The sequence below is a fragment of the Achromobacter sp. 1012554356 genome, from assembly GCF_059760815.1.
Genome location: NZ_JCBANC010000015.1, coordinates 79,793 through 101,673, shown reverse-complemented (window position 1 = coordinate 101,673; position 21,881 = coordinate 79,793). Strand labels below are relative to the sequence as shown.

The following is a 21,881-nucleotide window of genomic DNA, read 5'->3' as shown; positions in this document are numbered from 1 at the left end:
TCGCGCCCAGCAATCCGCATGGCTGGCGCGCCGCTCTCCCTTTCAGAACCTTACGCACGAGAGCACAGGTCCCGTCATGTCCCACCGTCCTTCTTCCGCCGCCGCGGCCTTTCCCGTGACCCGCGCACGCGCCTTGGCCGCCCGTCGCGGGCGATTCCCGTCCTGGGGCTTGCCGCTGGCCCTGGCGATGGCCGTTTCCGCCGTCTGGGGGCCGCCGGCCCACGCGCAGGCCGAGCCCGCGACGACGGGGGTGGCGGATCTGATGACCTTCGACGTTGCCCCCGGGCCGCTGAACCAGGTACTGACGCGGCTGGCGAACGAGTCCGGCATCCTCTTGGCCGCGCAGCCGTCGCTGGTGGCCGACCGCCACAGCAACGGTGTGCGCGGCCGCTACACCCCTCACCAGGCGCTGGAGCAGGCCCTGGCCGGAACGGGGCTGCGCGCCACGCGCGAGGCGCCGAACCAGTACCGCCTGAGCGTCCTGCCCGCCGGGCAGACCACGACGCTGGAACCTGTGACGGTGACGGCCTCGGGGCTGGCGAGCGGCCTGCCGCCTGTCTACCCCGGCGGGCAGGTGGCGCGCGGCGGTCGTCTGGGCCTGTTGGGCGACCGCGACGACATGAGCACGCCGTTCAGCGCGACGCAGTACACCGCCAAGCTGATCGAGGACCAGCAGGCGCAGAACATCGGCGACGTGCTGGTCAATGACCCCACGGTGCGCAATACGTATTCGCGCGGCGCGGGGCGGGACGAGTTCAACATCCGCGGGTTCACGCTGTTCAATTACGACGTGTCGTTCAACGGCCTGTACGGCGTGTCTCCGCGCAATTCGAGTTCGCTGATCGGCGTGGAGCGCGTCGAAGTGCTGCGCGGCCCCAATGCCTTGCTGAACGGCATGGCGCCCTACGGTTCCGTGGGTGGTTCGATCAACCTGGTGCCCAAGCGCGCGGGCGCCGATCCCCTGAACCGCTTCACCGTGTCGTACATCAGTGACAGCCAGTTCGGCGCGCACGCCGACCTGTCGCGCCGCTATGGCGACAGCCAGGAATGGGGCGTGCGTCTGAACGTGGCGGGCAGCGGCGGCGATCTGCCGATGGACGGTGCGAAGGAGGATCTGGGCGCCGTGGCGCTGGGCCTGGACTACCAGGGCGAGCGCCTGCGCGTGGAAGGCGACATCAATTACCAGAACCGCACGACCGATGCGCGCAGCGGCCTGCTGTTCCCGCCGCCCTCGGGCACGGACATCGGCCGGGCGCCGGACGCACGCCGCAACTTCTTTCCGTCGTGGACCTACTGGAAGACCAAGGAATGGTCGGGCGCGTTGCGCGCCGAGTACGACGTGTCGCCGGACTGGACCGTCTACGGCGCGGTGGGCGCGCGCAAGCACGACTTTGAGAGCATGCAGACGAGCTGGCTGATGTTGAACGAGGCCGGCGACATTGGCGCGGTGCCGGCCCGCCTGAACGAGTCGCTATTGAGCAAGACGGGCGAGATCGGGGTGCGGGGGCGCTTGCAGACCGGCCCGCTCAAGCATGAGCCGGCGCTGAGCGCCAGCGTGCTGGACATCGACTATTCGGCGGCGCGGATCCGGTCCAGCACGGTGTTTTCCAACATCTACAACCCCGCGGATCTGCCCAAGCCGAACATTGCGCGGCCGTCGGATCTGCCGCGGGCCAGCGATTCTCGGCTGGTCAGCATTGCGCTGGCCGACACGATCTCGATGGCCGACGACCGCGTGCAGTTCATCGCGGGCGTGCGGCACCAGCGCGTGGAGTCGACCAACTTCGACGCGATGACCGGCCGCCAGACGTCGAACTACAACGAGTCGGCCGTCACGCCGGCGTTTGCATTGACCGTCAAACCCACGGAGCGGCTGGCGCTGTACGGCAATTACATCGAGGGCCTGAGTCAGGGCGGGACGGCACCCGAGGGCGCCGTCAACGCGGGCGAAGTGTTCGCCCCGGAAATCTCCAAGCAGTTCGAAGTGGGCGCCAAATACGATTTCGGCCAGTTTGAAACGACGCTCAGCGCGTTCCAGATCGAGCGTCCCAGCAGCTATCTGGATCCTGCCAGCCTGCGCTACGTGTCCAATGGCAAGCAGCGCAACCGCGGACTGGAATTCCTGGTGCAGGGCGAGCCGACGCATGGCGTGCGCCTGCTGGGCGGCGTGGCCTACACCGATGCGCGCTTGACGCGCACCGAGGGCGGGCTCAACGACGGCAACCGAGCGCCCGCTGTGCCGCGCCTGCAGTTCAACGCCGCAGCCGAATGGGATACGCCGTTTGTGCCGGGTCTTACGCTGACCGCGCGGATGCTGCGCACCAGCTCGCAGATCGTCGACGTCGCCAACACGCAGGAAATTCCGGGCTGGACGCGCTTTGACGTGGGCGCGCGCTATGCATTCAACGCCAACGGCAAGCCCGTCGTCATCCGCGCGATGGTCGAGAACGTCCTGAACAAGAACTACTGGCAGTCCGCGGCGCGCGAAGGCCTGACGGTCGGGGCGCCGCTGACCGTGCTGTTGTCCGTGAGCACGGAGTTCTAAGGCAGACGGCCCGCCATCAGAACTTGTACGCCACGCCCGCGCTGAACGCGCGGGCATTGCGCGGCGCGGCCGGGGTCAGCCTTTGACCTGCGCCGGCTGATAGAAGCAATAGCCGCTGCTGCGCAACGTCTTGACGGGCAGCGTCTGGCCGCTCAGGGCTTCGACGCGGCGGCGCAGCCGGCGCATCTGCGTGTCGAGCCGGCGTTGATCGTATTCCAGGTAATCGGCGCCCAGGGCTTCGACGATCTGCCGCCGGCTGATGTTTTCGCCGGGCTGGCTCATCAGGCAATGCAGCACGGTCAGGTCCTGCTGCGACAGCGGCATGGCCGCCGCGCCCGGGATGTGCAGGCGGCGGGGGCCGATTTCAAGCAGCCAGCTCAACGGCGGCAGATCCTGGCCCGGCTGAGGCAGCCCCAGCCTGCGCACCAGCGCGGCCAGCGTGGCGGCCAGCTCGTCCAGATCGCAGCCCTTGCCCAGATAGTGGTCGGCGCCCATGCCCAGGCCAGAAATCCGGTCGGGCCCGGTCTGGCGCGCGCTGAACACCACGATGCCCACTTGCTGGCCGTCCTTGCGCAGGCGCTGGATCAGGTCCAGGCCGCAGCCGTCGGGCAGGCCGATGTCGATGACGGCCAGGTGGTGGAGGGCGGGGTCGAAGCGCTGGTCGAATTCCTGCAGGCTGGACACGCACGTCGGGGCGTATCCAAGCTCTTCGAGGAACTCGCCGAGCTCCTGGCGCAGCACGGGTTCGTCTTCGAGCAGGATCACTTCAGGCATGAGGCGCCCGCGAAATACAGCGTGGAGGGCTGGTGTAATCTGCCGGGTTGCACGGAAATGCTGCGTAGATTGCGATTGATGAAACGGGAATGTTACTCCAGGGCGATGCGGTGGCTGGCGCTGCTGGCCTGCCTGTTCGCGGGCTTGCTGGCCGCAGCCGCACCGGCGCGCGCCGAGCCGTTGCGTCTGGATGGCGTCGAACGCGTGCAGGATGCCGGCGGCCATCTTGAACGCCTTATTGATCTGGATGGCCGCCTGGACGTGGGCGACGCCGCCAGCTCGGATGACTGGACGCCGCTGCCAGGCAGCCTGAGCGCGGGATTTACGCCTGCCACGATCTGGCTGCGCCTGCCCGTGCAGGTCGACAAGATCATGCACGGCGGCTGGATGCTGCGCCTGACCAACGCGCTGCTGGACGACGCGCGCATCTACGTGGGCCACGGCGGCGGCTGGACGATGCTGGGACGCAGCGGCGAGGATCTGGCGCGGCGCAAATGGCCGGTGGACTATCGCAGCCCCGTGATCCAATTCAATCCGTCGCAGCCGGGCGCGTACGTCATCCTGGTGCGGCTGCAGAGCAAGAACGCGATGGCGACGCGGCTGGAGGTCTGGCAGCGGCTGGCGTTCGACAACCAGTCGCGCCGCGAGGGCCTGCTGTTCGGGCTGTATTTCGGCTTTTATCTGCTGCTGATCTGCGCGCACGCAGCGTTCTGGCTGGTCACGCGCGCGCCGATGAGCGGACTTTTCCTGGCCTACATCGGCAATTGCGTCTTCAACGAGGTGCTGTCGCTGGGGCTGGTGCAGCAGTTGACCGGTCTGCCGGTGGCCTGGAGCGACCGGCTGCTGGGCGTTGGCATTGCCGTCAGCCTGCCGGTGGCGCTGCGTGTCGCCTGCCGCCAACTGAATCTGGAAGCGCTCTATCCGCGCGCCGTGCGCTGGCTCGACTGGCTGTTCTGGGGCATTGCCGCAATCTGCTCCGCGCTGATCGTGACGGGCCACTACGGCGCCGGCATGCAGCCGATTCAGGGGCTGGCGCTGCTGGTGATCGTGGGCTTTTCCACGCTGGCCGCGTATCTGCTCAAGCGCGGCTGGCGGCCGGCGCGCTTTTTCGCGCTGGCGTTCGGGGTGTTCTACCTGGGCGTGCTGATCGCCTTCCTGCGCAACCTCGGGGTGTTTCCGGTCAACGCCTTTACCGAGTATGTCTCCACGCTGGGCACGATGCTGCACATGCTGCTGCTCAGCCTGTTCATCGTTGGCCGCTACGAGCGGCGCCGCCGCGTGCGCGAGCTGCAGCAGGCCAACCTGGCGGCCGATCTGGCGCGCCAGCACAGCCACTGGCTGGAACGCGAGGTCGCCCTGCGTACGGCCGAAATGCAAGGCGAGATCGAACGCCGGGTGGCGCTGGAAGGCGAGCTGCGCACGTCGCTGGAAAAGGAACGGCAGATGTTCACGGAGCAGCGCGAGTTCGTGGCGATGGTGTCGCACGAGTTCCGCACGCCGCTGGCGATCATCACGACCTCGGCCCAGCAGCTGGGCCGCAACCTTGCCGCGCCGCTGGAAAAGAGCCTGGCGCGCTGCGCCAACATCCGCAATGCGGCCACACGCCTTTTGGCGCTGGTGGACGAATACCTGACCGATGACCGCATGCGCGAACCGCGCGCCGAACTGCGCACGACCCGGTGCGATCTGCCGGCGCTGCTGCAGGACCTGGCGAGCGAGTATCCGCCGGGGCGGGTGCAAACCAGGTATGAGACGGGAATCCAGACCCTGGACTGCGACGCGGGCATGCTGCGGATCGCGCTGCGCAACCTGCTGGCCAACGCGGACCGGCATTGTGACGAGGGGGGGACGGTAAGCGTGTCGGTGCGCGAGGACGGCGCCATGCTGCGCATCGCCGTGGCGAACCCGGGCAGCGGCATTCCGCTCGCGGAGCAGGAGCGGTTGTTCCAGAAATACTACCGGGGACACAACGCAATGCGTCATCCGGGTGCAGGGCTGGGGTTGTATCTGGTGAGTTCGATTGCGGAACGGTTGGGCGGATCCGTGATGTTGGAGTCGGCGGGCGGTGACAAGCCGGTGTGTTTTTGCCTCAAGTTGCCGCAGTCGGGGGCGGTTTGAAAGTGGGGACGGCGCAAGAGTTACCCCTGCAAAAAGGGCAATTGTTGCGTAAAAGCATCTATTTGTTTCCGCCTGTGGACTGAATAAATAGAGTCAAAAACCGGAAAAACGCCCACTTTTCGGGTTAATTGTGGCGATTTGAGGTGGGGGCGTCTCGGATCTTACAAACCGCTCAGATTCGCTCAGATTCTGTTTTGCAATGATCGGTACATTTCAGACACGAAATTTACATGGTCACTACAAAATGTCTCGCCGCTTTCCGCTTACCCGCATTGCCGTTTTGCTTAGCCTGAGCCTGCCGTTTTCCGCGCCTTTGGCTCTTGCGCAGCCTATCGACTACAACTTGAACGCTGGCACTCAGAACGGCGATATCGAAAACACCGGAAATTACACCTCCATCACCATCGAAAACAACTCGATGGTTGGCGGCAGTGTTATTAACAACGGTACGCTGTGGCCCGCTCAATACAGCCAGCTCGGCGGCATCAAGGTGCAGGCATCGAGCATCAGCGGTTCGATCGTCAACGAGGCCGGAAAGGTCGTGACCAGCAATCGCGCCGGCATCAGCCTGACGGACGGCGCTGTGGTCCTCGGCGACATCCACAACAAGGGTGAGTTTGGCGGCTCGTACGGGCTTGGTGTCGGTATCGAAGTCCTCTCCGGGAGCGCGGTCGTCGGAAAGATCATCAATGACGCAAACCTCAAGGACAGCATCGTCGTCAACGGCGGCTCGGTCGGCGGTATCGTCAACAACGGCACGCTCTCGTCCAACACCAGCGGTATCGCGATCGACGTTGAGAACGCCACCGCGCCTATGACGATCGTGAACAATGGCACCATCCAAGGCAATGTGATGCTTGGCACGTCCACCTTGGACATCGCCGGCGGCAGCATCACGGGCACCGTCGTGGGTCCCAACGCCATCATGAACATCAATGGCGACTTTGGCGCCACGTCCAAGTTCGACATCGGCCAGATCAACGTCGCTCCGGCCGCGACGCTTACGCTGAACAACAGCTACATGAGTGGTCATTTGACGGTCAACGGCACCCTCGCGGGTTCCGGCACCGTGGGCGACACGACGCTGGAGTCGGGTGCCACGCTGTCGCCCAGCGCGGCTGCGCCGATGAACAACATGATGATGATGCCGAATGTGAATTCGGTCATCGTCGCTCCCCCGTCGCCCATCGGCACCATTACGGTGAACGGCGACCTGACCTTCAAGCCGGGCTCCACCTATCGCGTCGACGCGACGGCAGACGGCAAGAAAGACCGCGTTATCGTCAACGGCACGGCCAACCTGGCCGGTTCCGTCGTGCACGTCGGTTCAGGCGGCACGTACGCCGCCTCGACGGCCTACACCATCCTGTCGGCCACCACCATCAACGGCCACTTCGACAGCCTGTCCAGCGACCTGGCTTACCTGCAGCCGTCGCTGGACCAGCAAGGCAACCAGATCGTGCTGACGTTGGACATGAAGAAGGTTCCTGTCGAGCCGGACAGCAAGCCCAACCCGGGCAAGCCTGTCGGCAACGGCAGCACTGGCGGTGGCGACACCGGCAGCGGAACCCGGCCGATCGAATTCGCCGACCTGGCCGTGACCGGCAACCAGCGTTCGGCGGCAAACGCCGTGCAAAGCCTGCCCAAGAATAGCTCGCTGTACACGCGTGTCCTGAACCTGCCCAACGGCGCCCCGGCCGGCGTGTTTGCCGACCTGTCCGGCGAATCGTTCGGCAGCAGCGTTGGGGCAATGCAGAACGTCAGCAACAACGTCGCCAGCCTGCCGACCGCACAACTGCGCGCCAACATGAACGCCGGCTTCGTCCCGGGCCCGCCGACGGCGCAAGTCGGCCGCGGCGACGCCTCGATGCTGCCGCGTTCGAACGCGCAACCGCTGTGGGCGCAGGTCTTTGGCAACTGGCGCACGATGGACGGCAACGGCAACGTGGCCAAGTCCCGTGAACGCGACGTCGGCATCTTTGTCGGCGGCGATCACGGCGTGGGCAACGGCTGGCGTCTGGGTGGCGCGTTTGGCTACACCGACAGCCGCATCACCGTGGACGACCGTTCCGCCAAGTCGGATGTGAACAGCTACAGCGCGATCTTCTACGGCGGCAAGTCGTTCGAAGCAGGTTCGGGAAAGATCAATTTCACCGCTGGCCTGGCCTACACGTGGCATGACATCAACAGCAAGCGCAACATCAACGCGGCTGGCCAGTACCAGGAACTGAAGGCTGACTACAGCGCCAGCACCGGCCAGGTCTTCACCGACGTGGGCTACGCGATTCCGCTGAACGACCGCGTCACGCTCGAGCCGTTCTTTGGCGCCGACTTCAGCGATCTGCGCACCCGCGGTTTCTCGGAATCGGGTGGCGACGCTGCGCTCAGCGGCAAGAGCAGCACGAACAACGTGGGCACCACCACGCTGGGCCTGCGCGCGCAGACCACCTTCGATGTGAAGGACACCGCGGGCCGCCTGCGCGGCATGCTGGGCTGGCGTCATGCGTACGGCGACGTCAACCCGGAAGCCACGATGTCGTTCGACGGCAGCCAGCCGTTCACCGTCGCGGGCAACCCGCTGGCGCGTGACGCGGCCGTGATGGAAGTGGGCGTGGATCTGGCGATGAGCAAGAACGCCACGCTGGGCCTGGCGTACTCGGGTCAGTTCGGCGACGGCAACCGTCAGAACACCGGCACGGTCAACGTGAGCTGGCGCTTCTAAGGCGATCCGCCTCGACGCTTGGGAAAAGCCGGCCTCTTCGGAGGCCGGTTCAAACACGAAACTTACCTGGTCAACACAAAATGTCTCGCCGCTTTCCGCTTACCCGCATCGCCGTTTTGCTGAGCCTCAGTATTTCTCCCCTCGCTACGCCGTACGCCTTGGCGCAGACGGGTCCCTTCATGCATGACGGCTCGGTGATCCCCTTGTACTCCGGCGATCTCGAGAACACGTCGTCGACGCACTATCCCTACATGCGCATGGAGAACGCCGCGATGCGCAACGGCGACTTCATCAACCGCACGTTGCTCGAAGGCGGATACCACGACGCAGCCATCACGATCGAGTCGGGTTCGACCCTGAACGGCGCGATCCGCAACGAAGGCAATGGCGAGCTCTACGCACTGCGGGTGTCGGGCAGCCTTGTCGGCGGCGACATCGTCAACAACGGCGAAATCCACAGCCGGCAGATCATTTTCGGCCGCGCTGGCGGCATCGTGAACATCGGTTCCAGTGTGACGATTACCGACAACAGCACGGTCACTGGCAACATCGTCAACAACGGCAACATCTCCACCAACAGCATCAGCCCCGTTTACCAGTCGAGCGGCAACGGGATTGAAATCTCCAACGGCGCAGCAGTCACCGGGCGGATTGAAAACAACGGCAACATCTGGGGCGGTGTCGTGGTGAGCGGCAATGCTGATGTGGCGGGCGGCATTGTCAACACCGGCTACATCAACGCTCTGGGCTCCTCTAGCTCGTCCGCCGGCGTTGCGGTCGATGTCGCAGGCGCCCATGCGCCGATGGTCATCACGAACACGGGCTCCATCATTGGCGACGTGCGCCTCGGCGCCTCCACGCTGAACATCGATGGCGGCAGCGTCTTCGGCGCCATCACCGGCGACGACAATCAGCACAGCCTCATGGCCAGCAGCGGCGGCGGCATCAGCACGGTGAACGTCAACACCGACTTCACGCCCGCTGGAACCATCACGGTCGGCGCCGTGAACGTAGCAGCGGGCAAGACGCTGACGATTGACGGCAAGAAGGTGAATGGCCTCTTGACGGTGAAGGGCACGCTGGCCGGTACCGGCAACGTCGGCATGACCACCCTGGAATCCGGCGCAACCCTGTCGCCGGGAACCGCTGCGTCGTCGAACCACGTGATGATGATGGCGGCGCCCGGCGCGAACATGTCGGTCAACCCCACCGGGGCGCAGATCGGCACCCTGACGGTCAATGGCGACCTGACGTTCAAACCGGGTTCGACCTATCGCGTCGACGCCACGCCCGATGGCAAGAGCGACCGCGTGAACGTCACCGGCACGGCGAATCTGGCGGGTTCCGTGGTGCACGTCGGCGAGGGCGGCACGTACGCGCCCTCGACCAGCTACACCATCCTGTCCGCCGGCAATCTGAACGGCCATTTCGACAGCCTGTCCAGCAACCTGGCCTATCTGCAGCCGACTCTGAGCCACCAAGGCAACGACGTCGTGCTGACGGTCGACATGAAGACCGTGCCGACCGAACCCGATTCCAAGCCGACCAACCCCGGCAACGGCGGAACCCGCCCCATCGAATTCGCCGATCTGGCCGTGACCAGCAATCAGCGTTCGGCCGCAAACGCGGTGCAGACCCTGCCCAAGAACAGCACGTTGTACTCGCGCGTTTTGAACCTGCCCAACGGCGCCCCGGCCGGCGTGTTTGCCGACCTGTCCGGCGAATCGTTCGGCAGCAGCGTTGGGGCAATGCAGAACGTCAGCAACAACGTCGCCAGCCTGCCCACCGCACAGCTGCGCGCCAACATGAACGCCGGCTTCGTCCCGGGCCCGCCGACGGCGCAAGTCGGCCGCGGCGACGCCTCGATGCTGCCGCGCTCGAACGCGCAGCCGCTGTGGGCGCAGGCCTTTGGCAACTGGCGCACGATGGACGGCAACGGCAACGTGGCCAAGTCCCGTGAACGCGACGTCGGCATCTTTGTCGGCGGCGATCACGGCGTGGGCAACGGCTGGCGTCTGGGTGGCGCGTTTGGCTACACCGACAGCCGCATCACCGTGGACGACCGTTCCGCCAAGTCGGATGTGAACAGCTACAGCGCGATCTTCTACGGCGGCAAGTCGTTCGAAGTTGGCTCGGGCAAGATCAACTTCACCGCTGGCCTGGCCTACACGTGGCATGACATCGACAGCAAGCGCAACATCAACGCGGCGGGCCAGTACCAGGAGCTGAAGGCTGACTACAGCGCCAGCACCGGCCAGGTCTTCACCGACGTGGGCTACGCGATTCCGCTGAACGACCGCGTCACGCTCGAGCCGTTCTTTGGCGCCGACTTCAGCGATCTGCGCACCCGCGGTTTCTCGGAATCGGGTGGTGACGCCGCGCTCAGCGGCAAGAGCAGCACGAACAACGTGGGCACCACCACGCTGGGCCTGCGCGCGCAGACCACCTTCGATGTGAAGGACACCGCGGGCCGCCTGCGCGGCATGCTGGGATGGCGTCATGCGTACGGCGACGTCAATCCGGAAGCCACGATGTCGTTCGACGGCAGCCAGCCGTTCACCGTCGCGGGCAACCCGCTGGCGCGTGACGCGGCCGTGATGGAAGTGGGCGTGGATCTGGCGATGAGCAAGAACGCCACGCTGGGCCTGGCGTACTCGGGTCAGTTTGGCGACGGTAACCGTCAGAACACCGGCACCGTCAATGTGAGCTGGCGCTTCTAAGGCGATCCGTCTTCGATCGGATGTGAAAGCCGGCCTCTTTGGGGCCGGTTTTTTTTGTGTGTGGGACCTGTCTTCGGTTGGCAAGGTGTCAGACACCCTCGAGGCACCGTATCAATACGGCGGTCTGTGCTGATGGGTGTCAGACACCTTGAAATTGCATGCCGGCCAAGATGTCAGACAACGCTGAACTGCCAGGTGTCTGACACCCGCTGAATCGCCGCCACAAGCTGGCGGCGACCTCCCCAGGGTGTCTGACACCGACCCGTGCGACCCAACGTAGTGCCAGGTGTCTGACACCCGCTGAATTGCCGCCACAAGCTGACGGCCATCTCTCCCGGGTGTCTGACACCGACCCGTATGAGCCACCGTCCCACACGGCATATCCAACACCCCCGCCTCCGTGCAATACAGGATGTCCTGGGCAAAGCACCTTCGATACACTGTCCGGCCACCCCTATAACGAGAACGCCATGAGACAGTTTTTTCCGACCCTGGGCGCCGCCCTGGTGTTAACGCTGGCCGGCAATGCGGCCACCGCGCAGCAATCTCCGCCCCGCGACCCCTTTTTCTGGCTGGGAGAAATGAACAAGGCCACGGTGGTGATCAACGCCGACGAAGGCCTGCTGGACAAGTCCATGGCGCCGCGCCTGGCGGCCGGCGTCGCGAAAGTCATCCAGGACGGCAACCAGCCCGGCGCCAAGCGGCCGGCCACCGTCATCACCTTTGAGCCCCTGCTGATCAAGGCCGCCGGCGAGGACATCACCTTGCTGCACGCCGGCCGTTCCAGCCAGGACATGCACGCCACCTACCGCAGTGCCATCCTGCGCGACAAGCTGCTGGATCTGGCGGACCAGCTGAACGCCACCTCCACCACCCTGGTGGAATTGGCGGCCAGGCACGCGGGCACCATCGTTCCCAATTACACGAACGGCGTCGCCGCGCAGCCCAACAGCTATGGGCACTATCTGCTGGGCCAGGCTGCCGGTCTGGCACGGGATGCGCAGCGCATCCGCGAAGCCTACGTGCGCATCGACCGCTCTCCCATGGGCACGACCGTGCTGAACGGCACGAGCTGGCCGCTCGACCGCAAGCGCATGGCGCAATACCTGGGCTTCGAGGCGCTGGTCGACAACGCGTACGACGCGTCGCAGATCTCGTCCATGGACCAGCCCGTTGAGGTCGCGTCCATCGTCACCAGCATCGCGCTGCGCACGGGAAATTTCGTCGAAGACGTGATGACCCAGTACGCGCAGTCGCGTCCGTGGATCCTGCTGGAAGAAGGCGGCGGCAACACCTACGTGTCCAGCGCCATGCCGCAAAAGCGTAATCCGGGCCTGCTGAACGACACGCGCAGCGACGCCTCCACGGCGGTGACGCTGGCGATGGGGCCTGTCCTGCAGACACACAACATCACGCCCGGCATGAGCGATCCCAAGGATGTGAAGCAGAATTCCGCGATGGTCGACAGCGGCATTTCGGCGCTCAAGCGCTGGGACCGCGTGCTCAAGGCCATGGTCATCAGCCCGGATCGCGCGCTGGAAGAGCTGAACAGCGACTGGACGGCCTCGCAGGAATTGGCGGACGTGCTGATGCACAAGTACAAGCTGCCGTTCCGCGCGGGGCATCATTTTGCCTCCGAGGTCGTGTCCTATGCCAAGGCGAACAACATCAAGCCGCTGGATTTTCCGTATGAACAGGCGCGCCGCATTTACGCCGATGCAATGAAGGACTCGAAGTACGGCGCCGACCTGCCGATGAGCGAGGCCGAGTTCCGTTCGACCCTGGACCCGGTTGCCATCGTGAAGAACCGCGCCACCAGCGGTGGTCCGCAACCCAAGGAAATGGAGCGCATGATCCAGGCAGCGCGCGAGCAACTGGCCGCGCAGGACAAGTGGATCAAGGCGCGCCGCGCGCATATCCGCGATTCGCTGGCGGAACTGGACAAGCAGTTCGACGCGTTGGTGGCGAGCGCGCCCAAGCAATAACGCGGGTGGGGCAACCCTACCGGGGCGCGTCTGCCCCGCAAGCCTGAAGCACGATGCCGCGCAGCCAGCGATGCGCGGCATCGCCGTCCATCCGGGGATGCCATAGCATTGACACCGTAAATGGCGCCATCGCAAACGGCAGCGCAAAGCTGCGCATGCCCTCGCGGAGCGTGCCGGTGTGCCGTTCGGGCACGGTGGCGATCAAATCGGTTTCGCGGACCAATGCCAGCGCCGTCGAAAAGCCGCCGGCAACGGTGGCGATGTGGCGCGTGCGGCCGGATTGCGCCAGCGCGTCGTCCATAGGTCCGGACTCCCGTCCGCGGCGCGACACGAGGACGTGGCGGGCTGCCAGGTACCGCGTCAGCGTGACGTTGCCGGGCGCCAGCGGATGGGCCGCGCGCATGACGCCGACGTACCGGTCCTGAAACAGCGCGCGAGTGCGCAGCTCCGGGCTGGCCGACTGGCCCACCACGCCTGTTTCCAGGTCCACCGCGCCTTCGCGCAGCGGTGCGCTGTCCTTGTCCAGCTTCTGCATGAAGCGCAATCGAACGCCCGGCGCCTGGTCTTCGATCAGGGTGAGCAGACGGGCTCCGAAGTTTTCAACGAAGCCGTCGGTAATGCGCAGGGTGAACGTGCGCGAGAGCGCTGCGGGATCCAGGCCTTCCGCGGGGCGCAGCACGGCTTGTGCATCCCTGACCAGCCCGCCCACCTGCTCGCGCAGCGCCAGCGCCCGGGGCGTGGGAACCAGGCCGCGCCCGGCCCGCACCAGCAGGGGATCGCCCGTGGTGTCACGCAGCCGCGCCAAGGCACGGCTCATGGCGGAAGGACTCAGGCGAAGCCGCCTGGCGGCGCCGGCCACGCTGCCTTCGGAGAGCAGCGCGTCCAGGGTGATGAGCAGGTTGAGGTCGGGCGCGGACATCTGGCAAACGTAGCATGCCGGCAAAAAACGCGCGGGAATTTGGCATGGCGTCGTATGCAGGTATTCACTGCAAATGCTGCGTCTTCCGCCACGCCTGGGAGAGGCATACGCTGGAGTTCCGTTTCCCTTTGCACGTCGCCATCATGTCGCTCTCCACTTGGCCCCTAACGCCATCCCCGTCCCGTCTCCCGCTGTTGGCCTGCCTGTCCTTGTCGATGCTGCTGGCGTCCCTGGGCACCAGCATCGCCAACGTAGGCCTGCCCGACTTCGTACAGGCATTCGGCGCCTCGTTTCAGTCGGTGCAGTGGGTGGTGCTGGCGTATCTGCTGGCCATCACGACCGCCGTGGTCAGCGCCGGACGGCTGGGCGACCTGATCGGCCGGCGGCGCCTGATGCTGGCGGCAATGGTTTGGTTCACGGTCGCTTCCGTGCTGTGCGCAGCCGCGCCCGGACTGTGGATGCTGGTGGCTGCGCGCACCGCGCAGGGGTTGGGCGCGGCTGTGCTGATGACGCTGGCCATGGCCTTTGCCGGTGAGGCAACGCAGAAGGGAAGGGCGGGCAGCGCGATGGGCCTGCTGGGCACGATGTCGGCAGCCGGCACTGCGCTCGGTCCGACACTGGGCGGCGCGCTGATCACCGGTCCGGGATGGCGGGCGATCTTCCTCATCAACCTGCCGCTGGGTCTGCTGGCGTTCTGGCTGGCGTGGCGGCATCTGCCCCGCGATCCGCAACGCGTCGCGCCGCAGACGCTTCGTTTTGATTGGCTGGGCAGTGCGCTGCTGGCGCTGACGTTGGCGGTCTACGCGCTGTCCATGACGCTCGGACGCGGCGGCTTCAGCACGACCAACGTTGTCCTGCTTGCGGCGGCGGCGGGCTGCGCCGGTCTGTTTGCGTGGGTGCAGTCGCGGACGGCACATCCGCTGGTGCGTCCGGCGATGATGGCCGATCCCGTGCTGGCGGGCGGCTTCGCGGCCAACGCGCTGGTCGCGACGGTGATGATGGCCACCCTGGTGGTTGGGCCGTTCTATCTGGCCGGGGCGTTGGGGTTGGACGCAATGTGCGTCGGGATGGCAATGTCTTGCGGTCCGCTCATCGCTGCTCTGGCAGGTGTGCCGGCGGGGCGCTGCGTGGACCGGTTTGGCGCCCGGCCGATGACGCTCGCCGCGCTGATGGCAATGGCGGGTGCATCGGCGATGCTTCCCGTTGCGTCGGAAGCGTTCGGCGTGACGGGATATGTGGTCGCGTTGGGCGTGCTGACGGCTGGGTATGCGCTGTTTCAGGCGGCCAACAACACCGCGGTCATGGCCGGGGCGGCCGGCAACGAACGCGGCGCCGTGTCTGGCATGTTGAACCTGTCTCGCAACTTGGGGTTGATTACAGGTGCGTCGGCGATGGGCGCGGTGTTTGCCGAGGGCGCCGGGGCAACTGCGCTGGCTCATGCCGCGCCCGCTGAGCTGTCGGCCGGGTTGCACGCGACGTTTGTGACGGCCGCCGTGTTGTGCGCGCTGGCGATGGCCGCGGTGGCGGTTGGCGGGTTGAGGCTTGCTGCACTCCGGTCGTAGGGCAGCGGGTTTCAGTCGCAGTCGCGGCGCAGCGGATCGGCCTGCGCCGCGTGGCATGGCTAATAGTTGGAGGACATGCCGAACTTACTCCGCCTTCAGCCCTGCCTGCTCGATCAGCGGTTGCCACTTCTGCCGTTCGCTGCGTGCAAACGCGGCCAGTTCCTCGGGCGTACCGCCGCCCGGTTCATGGCCCAGATCCAGCAGCTTCTGCCTCACTTCCGGACGCGCCAGGATCTTGGACAGGTCATCATTGAGCCGCTTGATCGCCGCCGGCGGCGTGCCCTTCGGCGCATACAGGCCGTTCCATGCGATCACCTGAAACCCATCCAGCCCCTGTCCCGCCACCGACGGTACGCCAGGCAACAGGGCTGACTCCTTCAACGAGGTCACCGCCAGCGGACGCAGCTTGCCGCTGGTGATGAACGAGCGCGCGGCGCTGACCGTGTCGATGCCGACCTGCACCTGGCCGCCCAACAGGTCCGTGGTGGCGGTGGCCGAGCCCTTGTAGGGAATGCCGCGGACGCTGTTGACGCCTTGCTGCTTGAGCAGTTCGTACACGAGGCGCGCGGTGGTGCTGGGCATGCCGACGTTGACGCTGTCGGGCTTGGCATTGGACGCATTGCGCAGGTCGGCCAGGCTGGCGTAGGGCGAGGACGGCGTCGTCAGCAGCACCATGGGAAACGAGCTGACCAGCATGACCGGCGCGAAGTCCTTCTCCGGATCGAAGTTGGTGGACGCGTACATGTACTGGTTCAGCACGTGCGTGCCGTTGGTGCCCATCAGCAGCGTGTAGCCGTCCGGCGCGGCGCGCGCGGCTTCGGATGCGCCGATGTTGCCGCCCGCACCCGGGCGGTTCTCCACGATGAAGGGTTGGCCCAGGTCGCGGGCCAGGTACTCGGCCAGGTAGCGGGCGGCGACGTCGGTGCCTTGGCCGGCCTGGTAGGGGACGATGATCTTGACGGGTTTGGAGGGATAACTGTCGGCGGCCGCGGCGGGCTGCGCAAACAGCAGCGGCGCCGCGAGCGCGGCGATCAGGCGTAAGGTCTTCATGGTGGTCTCCTCGTTTTTATATATGGCTGCATGGGGTGCGGCTAGGGCTTGGGAGGCGGCCATCGCGGCAGGATGCCCTGTTCCTGCAACGCCGCGATCTGTGAGTCGCCGAAGCCGGCCTCCCGGAGGACTTCGACGGTGTGCTGCGCATAGGCGGGCGGCAGCCTGTCCACGCGCGCGGGCGCTTGCGACAGCCGCACTGCGGAACCGATGCCGTGATAGCCGGCGCGATCGACGCGCATGCCGCGGTGCGCGGTGTGCGCCTGCGCAAAGGCTTCTGGCACGCTATTGACCGGGCCGGCGGGTACGCCAAGCTTCATCAGTTCCGCACACAACGCGTCGCGCGGACGCGACGCCAGGGCGCTTTCGATTGCGTCCCGCAACGCGTCGCGATTTGTCAGCCGCGCGCGGTTGGTGGCAAAGCGCGGATCGTCCGGCAATGACGCCAGGCCCGCGTAATCGCAAAAGCGGCGAAACTGGCGGTCGTTGACGACGCCCAGAAAGACCTCGCCGTCGCGGCAGGCATAGCGGTCATATGGCGCGATGTTGGGATGCGCGCTGCCCAAGAGGCCCGGCGTCTGGTCGGTGTGCATCCAGTTCGCGGCATGCGGCACCAGCAGGCTGAGCGCGGTGTCGAACAAGGTGACCTCGACCCGCTGGCCAAGACCGGTGCGCGCCCGGTGATACAGCGCCAGCAGGATGCCGGACTGCGCGGTGTAGCCCGTCAGGTGGTCGACGATGGGCACGCCGATGCGGGTGGGTCCGCCGGCCGGATCGCCGTTGATGCTCATCAAGCCGCACATGGCCTGCAGCACGGCGTCGTAGCCGGGCATGCCGCCCAGCGGCCCGTCATCGCCAAAGCCCGTGATGGCGCAGTGGATGAGTTGGGGAAAGCGGGGTTTCAAGTCCGCCTCGTAGTCCAGGCCCCACCTGGCCATCGTGCCCGGGATGAAGTTCTCGATCAGCACGTCGGCGTCGGCCAGCAACGCCAGCAGTACGTCGCGGCCGGCGGGTTTGGACAGGTCCAGCCCGATGGCGCGCTTGCCGCGGTTGACGGCGGTGAAGTAGGCGGCGTCGCCGTCCTCGTTGACCGGCGGGCCCAGCGTGCGCGTCTCGTCGCCGCCGGGCGGCTCGACCTTGATGACGTCCGCGCCCTGGTCCGCCAGCATCTGCGTGCACAGCGGGCCGGCCAGGACGCGCGACAGGTCGATGACGCGCAGGCCGTCCAGCGCGCCCCGCGGACGGGCCTCGGGGCAGGGTGCAGCATGTTCCGATGAATCAGACATCGCCCACCTCGTCTTGGGGTTGCCGCCGGTCAGGCGCGGGTAGGCAATTCGACCACACCGGACCCCAGCACGGAAAGCTCGTCGTCCTGGTTGCGCGCTTCCTGTTCGATCTCGACCAGGTGACGGCCGTCCTCCACGTACTTGCGGACCACCTTGCCCTTGAAGAACAGCATGTCGCCCTCGGGGTTATGGCGGCGGATCTTGCACGTGGACTTGCGCAGGAATCCGGCGTCGCCCATCCAGTTGGTGAGGTGATGGGTCAGCCACGAGTTGCGCTCGGGACCGTAGTCGTAGGCGCCGGGCGCGCCGACTTCCAGCGCGAAGTCTTCTTCCCAGTGGACGCGCTCGGGCACGTCGGGAATGCCGAAGCGGTTGGTGATGCCCACGCCCGGATGCGCGTCGATGAGCTGCCACGCCAGCTTGTTGGCGCGGATATACAGGCCGCCCCAGCCCTGCGCGAAGGCGATGAAGCCGGTGACCGTCATCGGGCCCTTGAACATCACGGGCAGTTCCTCGCCTTCCTTCACGTCTTCCCAGTAGCGGGGCGTGGCGCCGCGCACTTCTTCCTGCGCGTAGAGCTTGTAGGCTTCCTTGATTTCCTCGGGGCTGTAGCGGCGCGGCTCGCGGGCGCGGACTTCCGCGTACTTGCTGCCCTGTTCACGCGCGTGGTCGCGTTCGGTGCGAAAGCACCAGCTGTCGGCCTCGGCAACCTTGTCGCCGTCCTGGTTGAAGAAGTCCACGTGATAGATCTGCTGCACGGCACGGCCCGCAAAGCGGGTCTGGTGTTCGATCAGGTTCTTCAGGTGCGCTTCGGTGGAAATGGTGTCGTTGCGCTTGACCGTCTTGTGCCAGGTCCAGTCCGCACCCGACCACATGGCGTGCACGCCGGGCAGCCCGCCCACGTAGCCGGACACGATGCGGCTGGTCGCAAACAGGAAGCTGGGCAGCGCGATGATTCCGCCGTGCTGGGTCTTGGCCGCGTATTCCGGGTCCGACCACAGCGGATTGTCGTCGCCGATGCCGTGGGCGTAGTGGCGGATGTTGTCGCGCGTGGCCTCGTAGCACCACGGCTCGGCGGTGGCGCCGATCTTCACGCCAATGCGTTCGCGCAGCTCGTCCAGCCCGCGTTCGGTGATCTTGGGAAAGCTGCGTTCGGTCTTGGTCTGGGTCAGCATGATGTCTCCTGGGTTTGAGAGGTGGCCTGTGCCGGGTAGCCCTAGGCGTGGGCGGCGCCGGCGGGCGTGGTGTCAGCGGTGGCAAGCTCTTGCTCCCGCAATTTCCTGCGATGGATCTTTCCCGCGGGCGTCTTGGGCAGTTCAGCCACGAACACCACCTGGCGCGGGTACTCGTGCTGCGCCAGGCGGCTGCGCACGGCGTCCTGGATTTCCTGCACGAAGGCGTCGTCGCCGGGGCGTGCCGACACCACGAAGGCCTTGACGACCTGGCCGCGTAGCGGGTCGGGCACGCCGATCGCTGCGGCCTCCGCCACGTCGCGGTGCTTGAGGATGGCGTCTTCGATTTCGACGGCGCTCATGGTCCAGCCGGCCGAGATGATGACGTCGTCGGCGCGGCCGCCGTGCCAGAAGTAGCCGTCTTCGTCGACGCGCCCCAGGTCCTTGGTGGCGACCCAGGCGTCGCGGCGCCACAGCTTGAGTTCGCCGGTTTCGCCGGGCGCGCAGGGCTGGCCGTTGGGGTCCTGCACTTCCACGCGCAGTCCGGGCACGGGCTTGCCCAGCGAGCCGGCCTTGACGGTGAAGTCCGGCGCGCCGGGATAGTTGACGAGGCACACCCCGATTTCCGTCGTGCCGTACATGCTGCAGACGGGCCGGCCGAAGGTCGCTTCGACGAAGGCGGCGGTCTCGCTGTCGATGGGCTCGCCGGTGAAGGACACCTTGTCCAGGTGATAGCGATAGCGTCCGGCCGCGCCGCTGTTGCGCATCATCCGGTAGTGGGTGGCGGCGGCGGAGATGTTGGTGAAACGATGGTCCTGCAAGGCCTGCAGCAGGCGTTCGGCGTTGAACTTGCCGGCATACGCGCCAATGGTGACGCCCAGGGCCAGCGGCGCCAGCGTGCCGTGCCACAGACCGTGGCCCCACGCGGGCGACGACGGGCACATGTAGCGGTCGCCGGGACGGATGCCGGTGCCGTACAGCGCGGCCAGCATCAGCGTGACGAGGGCGCGGTGCGTGTGCTTGACGGCGTCGGGCAGCTCGCGCGTGGTGCCCGACGTGTACTGGAAGATAGCCAGATCGTCGGCGCGCGTGCGGCATTCGTAATGGGACGGGTATCCGGCCAGCGAGCCGAGGAAGGCGTCGTCGGCAATGACCACGCGCATGTCTTCGCCGCCGGCGGCAAGCGGGGCCTTTTCGGCGTTGGTCACCAGCATGCGCGGCCGGCAGTCCTGCACGCGCAGCCGGATGCCGTCGGGGCCGAACAGCGTGAAGAGCGGCACGGCGATGGCGCCCATCTTCATGGCGCCGAACATGGCCACGTAGAACGGCAGCGACGGTTCCAGCATGACGGCGACGCGGTCGCCGGCGCGGATGCCCTGCTCAACCAGGTAGTGGGCGAAGCGCGAGGATTCCTCGGCGATCTGGCGGAATGAGTAGGTCTCGTCCCCGCCTGCGGCGCGCACCAGGATGATCGCCGGCTCGGCCTTGTCCGCGTGCCGGTCGATGCACTCGTGCGCGATGTTCATGGTTTCGCGGTTGCCATCGAACAGCTCCCAGAGCTTGTCCGAGGCGCAAAGCGCCTGGGCGTCCGCGTAAGAAAGGGTATCGGTCAGCTTCGTCATTTCGTCGTACCTGTGTGGATCGGCATCCTGTGGAATCCACTATGCGCGCCGCAAATTAAATTGTCAATGACGTTTATAAATTGTACATAGACAATTAAAGGGCAGTGGGGAGCGCCCGCATCGGCCGCGCCGCACGGTATGCTTGCCGCAATAAAAACGGAGAAACCGATGAGTGAAACCAGTAGCCCGGAACTTGCCGCCGCCGGTCCGCGCGTGCGGCCGGTGCCGGCCGTGACGCGATCGATCGCGATCCTGCGCCTCTTGGGCCGGGGCGGCGAGCCCATGACGTTGAAGGCCATCTCGCAGGAACTGGGCATGGTGACCAGCACCTGCCTGCACATTCTTCGCGTCCTGGTGGAAGAAGGCCTGGTGAAGGTCGATCCCGGCGCCAAGCGCTACAGCCTGGGCGTGGGCATGCTGACGCTGGCGCGCAGCGTGATCGAAAGCAACCCGTTTCCCGCGCTGGCGCAGCCGGTGCTGGATCGCATTGCCAACGCGGCCAGCGTCACCGCGATCGGCGTCGAGGTAGCCGGCAGCGATCACATGGTGGTGCTGGCGCTGTCGCGATCCAATGCGCCGTTCCGGCTGCATGTGGACGTGGGCAGCCGCTTTCCGGCGCTGATCAGCGCGACGGGCCGGTTGGTTGCCGCGTTTTCGGATCTATCGGACAAGGAACTGGAGCGTCGCTTCAAGGCCTTGCGCTGGGATCAGGCGCCCGAGTTCGCGGTCTGGAAAGCCGACGTGGATGCCGTGCGCCGGCAGGGCTACAGCGTCGACCGCAACAACTACATCAACGGCGTCGTCGTGATCGCGGTGCCGGTGTTCGACAGCCATCCGCGCCTGACGCATGCCTTGGTTGCCGCGGGTTTGGCCGAACAGCTCGATGCCGCGCGCGTGGAATCGCTGGCGGCGGAACTGCAGGGCGAGGCGCGCGCGTTGTCGCAACTGATGGCTGCCCGGAGCTGATCGCATGAACACGCCTTCCGCTGACGATTCCGCCGTCCCGCCCGGGTGGCGCAAGCGCACGCTGCCGGGATTTGCGGGCTTGATCGGCCCGTTGTGGGTGCGCAAGGAGGAAGACGGTTGGGCCTATGGCCTTCAGACCACCGCGGACCATCTGAATCCCGCCGGCGTGGTGCATGGCGGATTGCTGACCGCGCTGTTGGACCACGGCGTCAGCGCCATCGCGTGGGAAGCGCTGGGCCGCCGCGCCTGCGTGACCGTGCAGCTGGACACGCATTTTCTGGCGGCGGCGCGCGAAGGACAGTTTCTGGAAGTGCGCGGCCGCGTGGTGCGGGCCACGTCGTCGCTGGTGTTCATGCAGGGGGACTTGAGCACGGACGGGCAGGTCATTGCGACTGCTGTGGCCGTCCTCAAGCAGATCGGTCCGGCGGCGGGGTAACCCC

At 66.2% G+C, this 21,881-nt stretch carries 14 protein-coding genes; 8 read left to right on the top strand and 6 right to left on the bottom strand.

The window, feature by feature from the left end; translation table 11 throughout:
• Nucleotides 1-76 precede the first annotated feature (76 nt).
• Nucleotides 77-2,545, top strand: a complete 2,469-nt coding sequence (locus tag AC6LJW_RS10160) for a TonB-dependent siderophore receptor (protein ID WP_427985156.1) — start codon at nucleotides 77-79, stop codon at nucleotides 2,543-2,545.
• Between the two features lie 75 nt (nucleotides 2,546-2,620).
• On the opposite strand, the gene AC6LJW_RS10155 is transcribed toward AC6LJW_RS10160, so the two are convergent.
• Nucleotides 2,621-3,319: a response regulator transcription factor gene (locus AC6LJW_RS10155; RefSeq protein ID WP_498087188.1), complete on the bottom strand. Its 699-nt coding sequence runs from the start codon at nucleotides 3,317-3,319 to the stop codon at nucleotides 2,621-2,623.
• A gap of 78 nt (nucleotides 3,320-3,397) precedes the next feature.
• On the opposite strand from AC6LJW_RS10155, the gene AC6LJW_RS10150 reads away from it, so the two are divergent.
• The 4 genes from AC6LJW_RS10150 to AC6LJW_RS10135 all read left to right on the top strand — a co-directional run bounded on the left by AC6LJW_RS10150 (nucleotide 3,398) and on the right by AC6LJW_RS10135 (nucleotide 12,864).
• Complete coding sequence (locus tag AC6LJW_RS10150) at nucleotides 3,398-5,437, top strand: sensor histidine kinase (protein ID WP_498087187.1); 2,040 nt, start codon at nucleotides 3,398-3,400, stop codon at nucleotides 5,435-5,437.
• Between the two features lie 343 nt (nucleotides 5,438-5,780).
• Complete coding sequence (locus tag AC6LJW_RS10145) at nucleotides 5,781-8,159, top strand: autotransporter family protein (protein ID WP_498087186.1); 2,379 nt, start codon at nucleotides 5,781-5,783, stop codon at nucleotides 8,157-8,159.
• Nucleotides 8,160-8,239: 80 nt separating this feature from the next.
• Nucleotides 8,240-10,879 (top strand): autotransporter family protein, encoded by a 2,640-nt coding sequence (locus AC6LJW_RS10140; protein WP_498087185.1) that lies wholly within the window; start codon nucleotides 8,240-8,242, stop codon nucleotides 10,877-10,879.
• Nucleotides 10,880-11,349: 470 nt separating this feature from the next.
• Nucleotides 11,350-12,864, top strand: a complete 1,515-nt coding sequence (locus tag AC6LJW_RS10135; protein ID WP_498087184.1) for an argininosuccinate lyase — start codon at nucleotides 11,350-11,352, stop codon at nucleotides 12,862-12,864.
• A 16-nt stretch (nucleotides 12,865-12,880) separates the two neighbouring features.
• Here AC6LJW_RS10135 and AC6LJW_RS10130 read toward each other — a convergent pair whose 3' ends face one another.
• Complete coding sequence (locus AC6LJW_RS10130; RefSeq protein WP_498087183.1) at nucleotides 12,881-13,783, bottom strand: LysR family transcriptional regulator; 903 nt, start codon at nucleotides 13,781-13,783, stop codon at nucleotides 12,881-12,883.
• Between the two features lie 143 nt (nucleotides 13,784-13,926).
• Here AC6LJW_RS10130 and AC6LJW_RS10125 point away from each other — a divergent pair, with 143 nt between their 5' ends.
• Nucleotides 13,927-15,345 carry an MFS transporter gene (locus AC6LJW_RS10125; RefSeq protein WP_498087182.1) on the top strand — a complete coding sequence of 473 codons (1,419 nt, stop codon included), beginning with the start codon at nucleotides 13,927-13,929 and terminating at the stop codon, nucleotides 15,343-15,345.
• A gap of 84 nt (nucleotides 15,346-15,429) precedes the next feature.
• Here AC6LJW_RS10125 and AC6LJW_RS10120 read toward each other — a convergent pair whose 3' ends face one another.
• The 4 genes from AC6LJW_RS10120 to AC6LJW_RS10105 are packed head-to-tail and all read right to left on the bottom strand — an operon-like array spanning nucleotide 15,430 to nucleotide 20,475.
• Nucleotides 15,430-16,395, bottom strand: coding sequence for a Bug family tripartite tricarboxylate transporter substrate binding protein (locus AC6LJW_RS10120; RefSeq protein WP_498087181.1), 966 nt, complete (start codon nucleotides 16,393-16,395; stop codon nucleotides 15,430-15,432).
• Between the two features lie 41 nt (nucleotides 16,396-16,436).
• Entirely contained in the window at nucleotides 16,437-17,681 is a 1,245-nt protein-coding gene (locus AC6LJW_RS10115; RefSeq protein WP_056559296.1) for a CaiB/BaiF CoA transferase family protein, read from the bottom strand.
• Between the two features lie 29 nt (nucleotides 17,682-17,710).
• Nucleotides 17,711-18,856, bottom strand: coding sequence for an FAS1-like dehydratase domain-containing protein (locus AC6LJW_RS10110; RefSeq protein WP_056559293.1), 1,146 nt, complete (start codon nucleotides 18,854-18,856; stop codon nucleotides 17,711-17,713).
• A gap of 41 nt (nucleotides 18,857-18,897) precedes the next feature.
• A complete protein-coding gene (locus AC6LJW_RS10105) occupies nucleotides 18,898-20,475 on the bottom strand; it encodes an acetate--CoA ligase (protein WP_498087180.1) in 1,578 nt (525 codons plus the stop codon).
• Between the two features lie 168 nt (nucleotides 20,476-20,643).
• Between AC6LJW_RS10105 and AC6LJW_RS10100 the strand changes: the two genes are divergently transcribed.
• Both AC6LJW_RS10100 and AC6LJW_RS10095 read left to right on the top strand, forming a co-directional pair.
• The gene (locus AC6LJW_RS10100; protein ID WP_082578751.1) at nucleotides 20,644-21,441 is read left to right on the top strand and encodes an IclR family transcriptional regulator; all 798 of its coding nucleotides are present in this window, start codon (nucleotides 20,644-20,646) and stop codon (nucleotides 21,439-21,441) included.
• Nucleotides 21,442-21,445: 4 nt separating this feature from the next.
• Nucleotides 21,446-21,877 (top strand): PaaI family thioesterase, encoded by a 432-nt coding sequence (locus tag AC6LJW_RS10095; protein WP_056559285.1) that lies wholly within the window; start codon nucleotides 21,446-21,448, stop codon nucleotides 21,875-21,877.
• Nucleotides 21,878-21,881: the final 4 nt, after the last annotated feature.